General features: G+C 44.5%; 5 protein-coding genes. 4 read left to right on the forward strand and 1 reads right to left on the reverse strand.

Annotation, left to right across the window (positions count from 1 at the left end; all coding sequences use genetic code 11):
• The first annotated feature begins 555 nt into the window (after positions 1 to 555).
• The 3 genes from VEZ01S_RS06195 to nspC all read left to right on the forward strand — a co-directional run bounded on the left by VEZ01S_RS06195 (position 556) and on the right by nspC (position 5918).
• Complete coding sequence (locus tag VEZ01S_RS06195; protein ID WP_021713157.1) at positions 556 to 3447, forward strand: pyridoxal phosphate-dependent class III aminotransferase; 2892 nt, start codon at positions 556 to 558, stop codon at positions 3445 to 3447.
• A gap of 12 nt (positions 3448 to 3459) precedes the next feature.
• A complete protein-coding gene (locus tag VEZ01S_RS06200; RefSeq protein ID WP_021713158.1) occupies positions 3460 to 4707 on the forward strand; it encodes a carboxynorspermidine synthase in 1248 nt (415 codons plus the stop codon).
• 80 nt (positions 4708 to 4787) lie between these two features.
• Complete coding sequence (nspC, locus tag VEZ01S_RS06205) at positions 4788 to 5918, forward strand: carboxynorspermidine decarboxylase (protein ID WP_021713159.1); 1131 nt, start codon at positions 4788 to 4790, stop codon at positions 5916 to 5918.
• Positions 5919 to 6047: 129 nt separating this feature from the next.
• Here the strand turns inward: nspC and VEZ01S_RS06210 are convergent, their stop codons facing one another.
• Positions 6048 to 6563: a glycine cleavage system transcriptional repressor gene (locus VEZ01S_RS06210; protein ID WP_021713160.1), complete on the reverse strand. Its 516-nt coding sequence runs from the start codon at positions 6561 to 6563 to the stop codon at positions 6048 to 6050.
• Positions 6564 to 6833: 270 nt separating this feature from the next.
• On the opposite strand from VEZ01S_RS06210, the gene fabV reads away from it, so the two are divergent.
• Positions 6834 to 8036, forward strand: a complete 1203-nt coding sequence (gene fabV / locus VEZ01S_RS06215; RefSeq protein WP_021713161.1) for an enoyl-ACP reductase FabV — start codon at positions 6834 to 6836, stop codon at positions 8034 to 8036.
• The last annotated feature ends 133 nt before the right edge of the window (positions 8037 to 8169 follow it).

Consider the following 8169-nt stretch of genomic DNA (forward strand, 5'->3'; position numbering starts at 1 on the left):
AATATAAAAAAGCCTTAGCAGCAATGCTAAGGCTTTTTTGTTTGTGTAACTTTTTTGTATTGATAGCAAGATGTCAGTGTATGTAAGCGCAAGCGCTGAAATATTGCTAATGAAACATTTTGAAAACAAATTAAGTGCATATTTTGACTGTTTTGTGGGTTAGCTATTGCTAAATGCCTATTTTCTTGCTAAATTCCCGCGCAATCTCAGAGTGCTCTGAGGGACACGCGTAATAACCATCCTGAGCTGATTGTGATATTACGTAGGGTAGGTATCAAACGAACGTCGTTTGATAGATGGGAATAACCATGTCAGTGATGACATAGCGATAGGCAACCCAACATGAATCAATCAAATCTGATAATCAGCTTTAAACTTCCGGCTTACGATATCGTAACTGAGCCTTGATCCGTCAATTCTGACAGTTCACCCCAATGTAATTATTTTCTTAATGTCTCTTATTTAGAGAGGCTTGCGTACACTAAATCAATATCACTTTAGATCAGATATTTTCTCAAGATCTAGGGTAATGATTACTTCAATTTAGGTAAACTTATGAGTTCTGCATTTGAATTTGAAATGTCGGCGGCGAATGCTGCTTTTTCAAGTGATGTTCCTATTGTTGATGGTATTTATGACCTCACACCGGATCAAATGTTAATTGATCAAGCTGAGCACGAATCTGAAGTTCGTTCTTATCCTCGTCGTATTCCTCTTGCCATTAAACGCGCATATGGCGCACTAGTGGAAGATACACGTGGACAACTGTTTTTAGATTGTTTAGCGGGTGCGGGTACATTAGCACTTGGCTACAATCACCCAGAAATTAACACCGCTCTAAAAGAGCAATTAGAAAGTGGCTTGCCATATCAAACCCTTGATATCACAACGCAAGCTAAAGACACTTTCATAAAACGTGTTAAAGCCTTCTTACCTGAAGAGTTTGCTAGAAATTCAGCCATACAGTTTTGCGGCCCTTCTGGCGCAGACGCGGTAGAAGCGGCGATTAAGCTGGCCAAGCAAACCACCGGACGCAACACTGTGTTCGCATTTCGCGGTGCATACCACGGCATGACAAACGGCACTATGGGTATGATGGGTAACCTGAATACGAAAGCGCGTCGCACTGGCTTAATGTCAGACGTACACTTTATGCCATTTCCATACAATTTACGCTGCCCATTTGGCCTAGGCGGAGAAGCGGGCGCAAAAGCCAGCATTCGTTACATTGAGCGTCTGCTTAATGATGATGAAGCGGGCATCATGAAACCGGCGGCAATTTTTGTCGAACCTGTGCAAGGCGAGGGCGGCGTTATTCCTGCTCCTGCTTCTTGGCTACGTGAATTGCGTCGTATTTGTGATGAGCACCAAATCCTATTGGTATTGGACGAAATCCAGTGTGGCGTTGGTAAAACTGGTTATCGTTTTGCGTTTGAAGAAGCGGGCATTAGCCCTGATATCCTATGTCTTTCTAAGGCGATTGGTGGCGGTCTGCCAATGTCGTTGTTGGTATTTAAGAAAGAAAACGACACTTGGAATGCTGGTGAGCACACGGGTACATTCCGTGGTAACCAACTGGCAATGGTTACAGGCGCAAAAGCGCTAGAAATCATCGAGCGCGATAAGTTGGTTGAGCATGCCGCGACAGCAGGTCAATACCTACGCGAAGGGCTAGAAGCGATTCAACAGCGCGTTAACTGCATTGCAGAAGTGCGCGGTAAAGGCCTGATGTTAGGCGTTGAAATTGCAAAAGCTAATGGCGAGCGCAACAAATTCGATGAACGCGCCTCCGATGGCGACTTAACCCTAGCGATTCAACGCGCGGCGCTTGAGCGTGGCTTAATTGTTGAAAAGGGCGGTCGTGACGGCAGCGTTATTCGTTTCTTGCCACCTTTGATTATCTCTTACGCACAAATCGATTTTGCCTTGCAAACTCTTGAGCAAGCTATCTTGGCGGCGGGCGGATCTTACGTTGATCCTGAGCCGACCAACAAGCAGTGGCAAAAACACTTTGTACATACTGGCGCTGAAGGCGCAAACGAATTTGCCAAAGTGATGCACCACACTGTGGATGCAATGAAAACGGTATTTGCAGCGATTGATCAGCCTTATTCAGGCATGAAACCGCAAGAGTTAGAAGCGAAAATCAATCAAGTTGACCTAAACAGCGGTAATCAAGCGTTAACTGAGGTTGTGGATAATGCCTCTGATTTAGTGGCGAAAAACTCCATTATCGTGCAGCACCCAAATTGTATTGCGCACTTGCATACACCACCGTTGATGCCTTCAATTGCCGCTGAAACTATGATTGCGGCGTTAAACCAATCAATGGATTCTTGGGACCAAGCTTCTGCTGCGACCTATGTTGAGCAAAAAGTGGTGGATTGGCTGTGTGAGCAATATCAAATGGGCGCAAGCTCTGATGGCGTATTTACCAGCGGCGGTACTCAAAGCAATCAAATGGGCTTATTGCTCGCACGTGATTGGTTTGCAGATGTAACAAGCAAGCACTCTATACAGAAGCTAGGCAACCCTGATTACGCCGATAAACTGCGCATTATCTGCTCTGATAAATCGCACTTTACGGTACAAAAATCAGCGGCGTGGATGGGACTGGGTGAAAAGTCGGTCATCTGCGTAGACACCTTTGCTGATGGCACTATGGATACCGAAGCACTGGCTGAAACCATCGCTAAAGCAAAACAAGACGGCTTAATGCCATTTGCGCTAGTGGCAACGGCGGGCACGACCGATCATGGCGCGATTGATGACATTAATGCGATGGCGAAAATTGCCAGTGATGAAAACCTTTGGCTACATGTCGACAGTGCCTATGGCGGTGCTCTGATTTTGAGCAGTCATAAAGAGCGTTTGCAAGGCATTGAAAAAGCCGATTCAGTATCGGTGGATTTCCACAAGCTGTTTTATCAAACTATTAGCTGTGGTTCATTGCTAGTCAAAGATAAAGCCAACTTTAAGTACTTGCTTCATCATGCTGATTATCTAAACCGTGAACACGATGAGTTGCCAAATCTCGTAGATAAAACCATGGCGACCACTAAGCGTTTTGACGCGCTAAAAGTGTATATGACTATGCAAAATGTGGGTCCTAAAGCACTGGGTGAAATGGTTGATCATCTTTTAGAACAAACTCAGCAAGTCGCGAAAATGGTTCAACAACATGAAATGTTTGAACTTCTTGCCACACCAGCGCTTTCAACCGTGCTATTGCGTTGCAAGCATGTGGATGCTGAGCGTCTGGATACGCTGAATCAAAAAGTGCGTATTGAAGCCTTAGTTCGCGGCGTGGCGGTATTGGGTGAGACTGTTGTTGATGGGCATAGTGCTCTGAAATTTACCATCTTGAACCCGTGTCTGACTCTGTCAGATTTTGAAACCCTATTAAATAACATTGATAAGCTAGCGGTAGAGCTAGCGGCACAGTAAAGGAAATATAAAATGGCTGTTTTACAAATTGGCGCTGGTGGCGTTGGTTGGGTAGTTGCGCACAAAGCGGCGCAGAACAATGAAGTGCTAGGTGATATCACAATCGCATCTCGCACTATCGCTAAATGTGACAAAATCATTGAATCGATCAAAGGTAAAAACAACCTTAAAGATCCTACTAAAAAGCTAGAATCACGCGCTGTAGACGCTGATGATGTGGCCGCTTTAGTGGCGCTTATCAATGACGTAAAACCCGATCTTGTGATTAACGCCGGTCCTCCGTGGGTGAACATCACTATCATGGAAGCGTGTCTACAAGCCAAAGTGTCTTACCTAGATACTTCGGTTGCGGTTGACCTATGCTCTGAAGGCCAGCAAGTACCTCAAGCGTACGATTGGCAGTGGGGCTTCCGTGACAAATTTAAGGAAGCGGGCATCACCGGTATTCTTGGCGCAGGTTTTGATCCAGGTGTAGTAAGCATCTTTGCTGCGCATGCGGTAAAACATTTGTTTGATGAAATCGATACTATCGACGTAATGGATGTGAACGCAGGCGATCACGGCAAGAAGTTTGCGACCAACTTTGATCCTGAAACCAACATGCTTGAAATCCAAGGCGATTCTTTCTACTGGGAAAATGGCGAGTGGAAACAAGTTGGCTGTCACGAGCGTATGTTTGAGTTTGATTTCCCGTTAGTGGGCAAGCACAAAGTGTACTCTATGGCGCACGATGAAGTGCGTTCAATGCAAGAGTTCATTCCGGCTAAGCGCATCGAATTTTGGATGGGCTTTGGCGATGCTTACCTAAACTACTTTAACTGTATGCGTGACATCGGTCTGCTTAGCCCAGATCCGCTAACACTGCACGACGGTACGGTTGTTCAGCCGCTGCATGTACTAAAAGCTATGCTACCAGATCCTACGTCTCTAGCACCGGGTTACACAGGTAAAACTTGTATCGGTACTTGGGTTCGCGGCACTAAAGATGGCAAGCCTCGCGGCGTGTTTATCTACAACAACGCTGATCATGAAGTGGCGTACGAAGATGTTGAACATCAAGCTATCTCATACACCACAGGCGTGCCAGCCATTACCGCTGCTCTGCAATATTTCCGTGGTAAATGGGCAGAAGCGGGCGTGTTTAACATGGAGCAGCTAGACCCAGATCCGTTCCTAGAAACTATGCCAGAGATTGGTCTAGACTGGCACGTACAAGAGCTAGATCCTGAGCAAGCACCGGACATTCAAATCCTTAAATAGAGTTTGGATCTAGAGTCAAATTTCTAATCCTAAAGCCAGTATTTATACTGGCTTTGTTAGCTTAATGAGTGAACGAATTGATGAGCCATTCACAGTTGCAAACCCCTTACTTCATGATTGATGAAGCTAAGCTGATTCAAAACCTTGAAACCGCTAAGAAGCTCAAAGAGCTATCGGGCGTGAAATTGGTTTTAGCGCTTAAATGCTTCTCTACGTGGGGCGTATTCGACATTATTAAACCTTACCTAGATGGCACTACCAGCAGTGGCCCATACGAGGTTAAGCTTGGTCATGAAACCTTTGGCGGTGAAACTCACGCTTACAGCGTAGGGTACACCGAACAAGACGTGTTAGAGGTGGCGGATATTGCAGACAAACTGATTTTTAATTCACAAAGTCAGTTAGCGTATTATCGACACTTAGTTGAGGGCAAAGCCTCGTTAGGATTACGTCTTAATCCGGGTGTAAGCGTAGCAGGACAAGACTTAGCAAACCCAGCACGAAAGTATTCACGTTTAGGCGTACAAGCGGCGCACATCGACGCACAGGTGTTTGATGCGCTTGATGGCGTGATGTTCCATATGAACTGCGAAAACAAAAGCGCAGACTCATTTGTGGCCTTATTGGACTCAATCTCTGAGCAGTTTGGACAATACCTAGATAAAATGCAGTGGGTCAGCTTAGGTGGCGGCGTGTTCTTCACTTGGCCGGGCTATGAGCTGGAAAAACTGGCGGCTGCACTGAAAGCTTTTGCCGAAAAGCATGGCGTACAGTTATACCTTGAGCCGGGTGAGGCGATTATCACTAAAACAACCGATTTGGTCGTGACAGTGGTCGATATTGTCGAAAACGAAAAGAAAACCGCTATTGTCGATTCGGCAACCGAAGCGCACCGTTTAGATACCTTAATTTATGATGAGCCTGCGTCAATTTTAGAAGCCACTGATGGCGCTCCACATCACTATGTGATTGGTTCGTGCTCATGTTTAGCGGGCGATCAGTTCTGCGAAACGCAATTTTCTGAGCCGCTAAAGATTGGTCAGCGTCTACATATCTTAGACAGTGCTGGCTATACCATGGTGAAGCTGAACTGGTTTAATGGTATTAAAATGCCATCCATTTATTGTCAGCGTAGTAGCGGGGAAGTGGTCAAGCTCAATGAGTTTGGTTATGCCGATTTTAAACGTTCACTTTCTCAGTGGTCTGTTTAAACAAAACCAACATTGGTTGTGCGGTTGTGCGCTGCTAGAGACTGAACTGACTTAGTCACGATGATAAATCACCAATAAAAAAGCTCGCTGAATAGCGAGCTTTTTACTTTTTTGACCGGTAAATATGAGCTATGCGCCAATAATCACCTTAGTGTCTTCACTTAAAGATTCAAGCTCTCGTGTAACATCACTTAAACCAAGAGCCGCAGGAAGTTGCAGTGCAAGTTGGGCTGTGAATAGGCTTGAGCTAATGCCGCTACCGCCGCCTGCAATGAATACACGTTGGCAATCCATATCAAGAATTGAGACGCCTTGAGAGTCTAAAATGTGAGTAATTTCGTTGACGATACCGGCTCTGTCATTGGCATTTACGCGCAGTGAAAAGACTTCGTTTTCGTCATGCAAAGGTGCATCGGCATCAGCGAACTGACAGGTTAGGCTATCAGTGGTTGAAAATGCATCTTTAACCGCTTGTGCATTTTGTTCAGGTAGATTGATTTTAATGACACCAGCAACTTGATTTTCGATGAAGTTAACTTTGCTGAGTAGCCATTTGCCATTGTTCTCATGAGTGATTGATGAAAGGCGCTTGATGGTCGAAGGTGAAGCTGTGCCAATAAAGTTTACGATAAATGTAGTTTGCATAGAATTTCCCCTACAGTTTTGATAAGCCTATGGAAATCAGAACTAATTTGATTGATGTATCTAGTTTAGAAAACAATATTTATACTTGCATGATATCAATCAAATATTTAGCCAGATCTCCATTTTATGGTGAGAACTTAGATCTAGATTTTAATTATATTGCTCATAAGTGCTCCAACCACTGATGATTAAGGGCAGATCTTCTATAAATAGGGTGAGATTTTGCGAAGAACCTTTTATGCTACGCAAGTTAATTTAAGGAAGTGAATAATGATCATAAAACCTCGAATTCGTGGATTTATCTGTACCACAACACACCCAGTGGGCTGTGAAGCTAACGTAAAAGAACAAATTGCTTATACAAAAGCACAAGGCCCAATTGCAAATGCACCAAAACGTGTATTAGTTGTCGGCTCTTCTAGTGGCTATGGCTTATCTTCTCGTATCGCGGCAGCTTTTGGCGGCGGTGCATCCACTATTGGTGTTTTCTTTGAAAAAGCAGGCACTGAAAAGAAACCGGGCACAGCAGGTTTCTACAATGCCGCGGCATTTGACAAGCTAGCACACGCAGAAGGCTTATACTCTAAGAGCTTAAATGGTGATGCTTTCTCTAACGAAGCCAAGCAAAAAACCATCGACCTTATTAAACAAGACCTTGGTCAAATTGATATGGTGGTTTACTCGCTGGCGTCTCCAGTACGTAAAATGCCAGAAACCGGTGAAGTGATTCGTTCTGCACTAAAACCGATTGGTGATACTTACACCTCAACGGCGGTAGATACCAATAAAGACCAAATTATCGAAGCAAGCATTGAGCCTGCTACTGAGCAAGAAATTGCGGATACAGTAACGGTAATGGGCGGCGAAGATTGGGAATTGTGGATCAATACGCTTTCTGAAGCAGGCGTATTGGCTGACGGTTGTAAGACCGTTGCTTACAGCTACATTGGTACTGAGCTAACATGGCCAATCTACTGGGACGGCGCATTAGGCCGTGCCAAAATGGATCTAGACCGTGCATCAACAGCACTCAATGAAAAACTGTCTGCAACAGGCGGCACTGCAAACGTAGCGGTACTTAAATCTGTTGTAACACAAGCAAGCTCGGCGATTCCAGTAATGCCACTGTACATTGCTATGGTATTTAAGAAAATGCGTGAAGAGGGCGTACACGAAGGGTGTATGCAGCAAATCTATCGCATGTTTAGCCAACGTCTATATAAAGCAGATGGCAGCGCAGCAGAAGTTGATGAAAGCAACCGCCTTCGTCTTGATGACTGGGAATTGCGTGAAGATATTCAGCAACATTGTCGTGATCTATGGCCACAAATTACCACTGAAAATATTAAAGATCTCACCGATTATCAAGAATATAAAGATGAATTCTTGAGTCTATTTGGCTTTGGTATTGACGGTGTTGATTACGAAGCTGATGTGGATACGCTGGTTGACTTTGATGTGATTGACATCTAATCCTCATCGTAGCAATGCGTGGTTTATTTTAGCGACTTAACAGCGAATAAATCATCAAAATAATAATGCCCTCTATGAACTTTGGTTGATAGAGGGCATTTTTATACCAATCACACTAAGTAAGAGATCAGAA

The sequence above is a fragment of the Vibrio ezurae NBRC 102218 genome (assembly GCF_000467185.1).
GTDB classification, from domain to species: Bacteria; Pseudomonadota; Gammaproteobacteria; order Enterobacterales; family Vibrionaceae; genus Vibrio; species Vibrio ezurae.

Bases quoted from the DNA above. Each gene is read 5' to 3' on its own strand.
- VEZ01S_RS06210 (WP_021713160.1), bottom strand. From the start codon at position 6,563: ATGCAAACTACATTTATCGTAAACTTTATTGGCACAGCTTCACCTTCG.
- VEZ01S_RS06195 (WP_021713157.1), top strand. From the start codon at position 556: ATGAGTTCTGCATTTGAATTTGAAATGTCGGCGGCGAATGCTGCTTTT.
- VEZ01S_RS06200 (WP_021713158.1), top strand. From the start codon at position 3,460: ATGGCTGTTTTACAAATTGGCGCTGGTGGCGTTGGTTGGGTAGTTGCG.
- nspC (WP_021713159.1), top strand. From the start codon at position 4,788: ATGAGCCATTCACAGTTGCAAACCCCTTACTTCATGATTGATGAAGCT.
- fabV (WP_021713161.1), top strand. From the start codon at position 6,834: ATGATCATAAAACCTCGAATTCGTGGATTTATCTGTACCACAACACAC.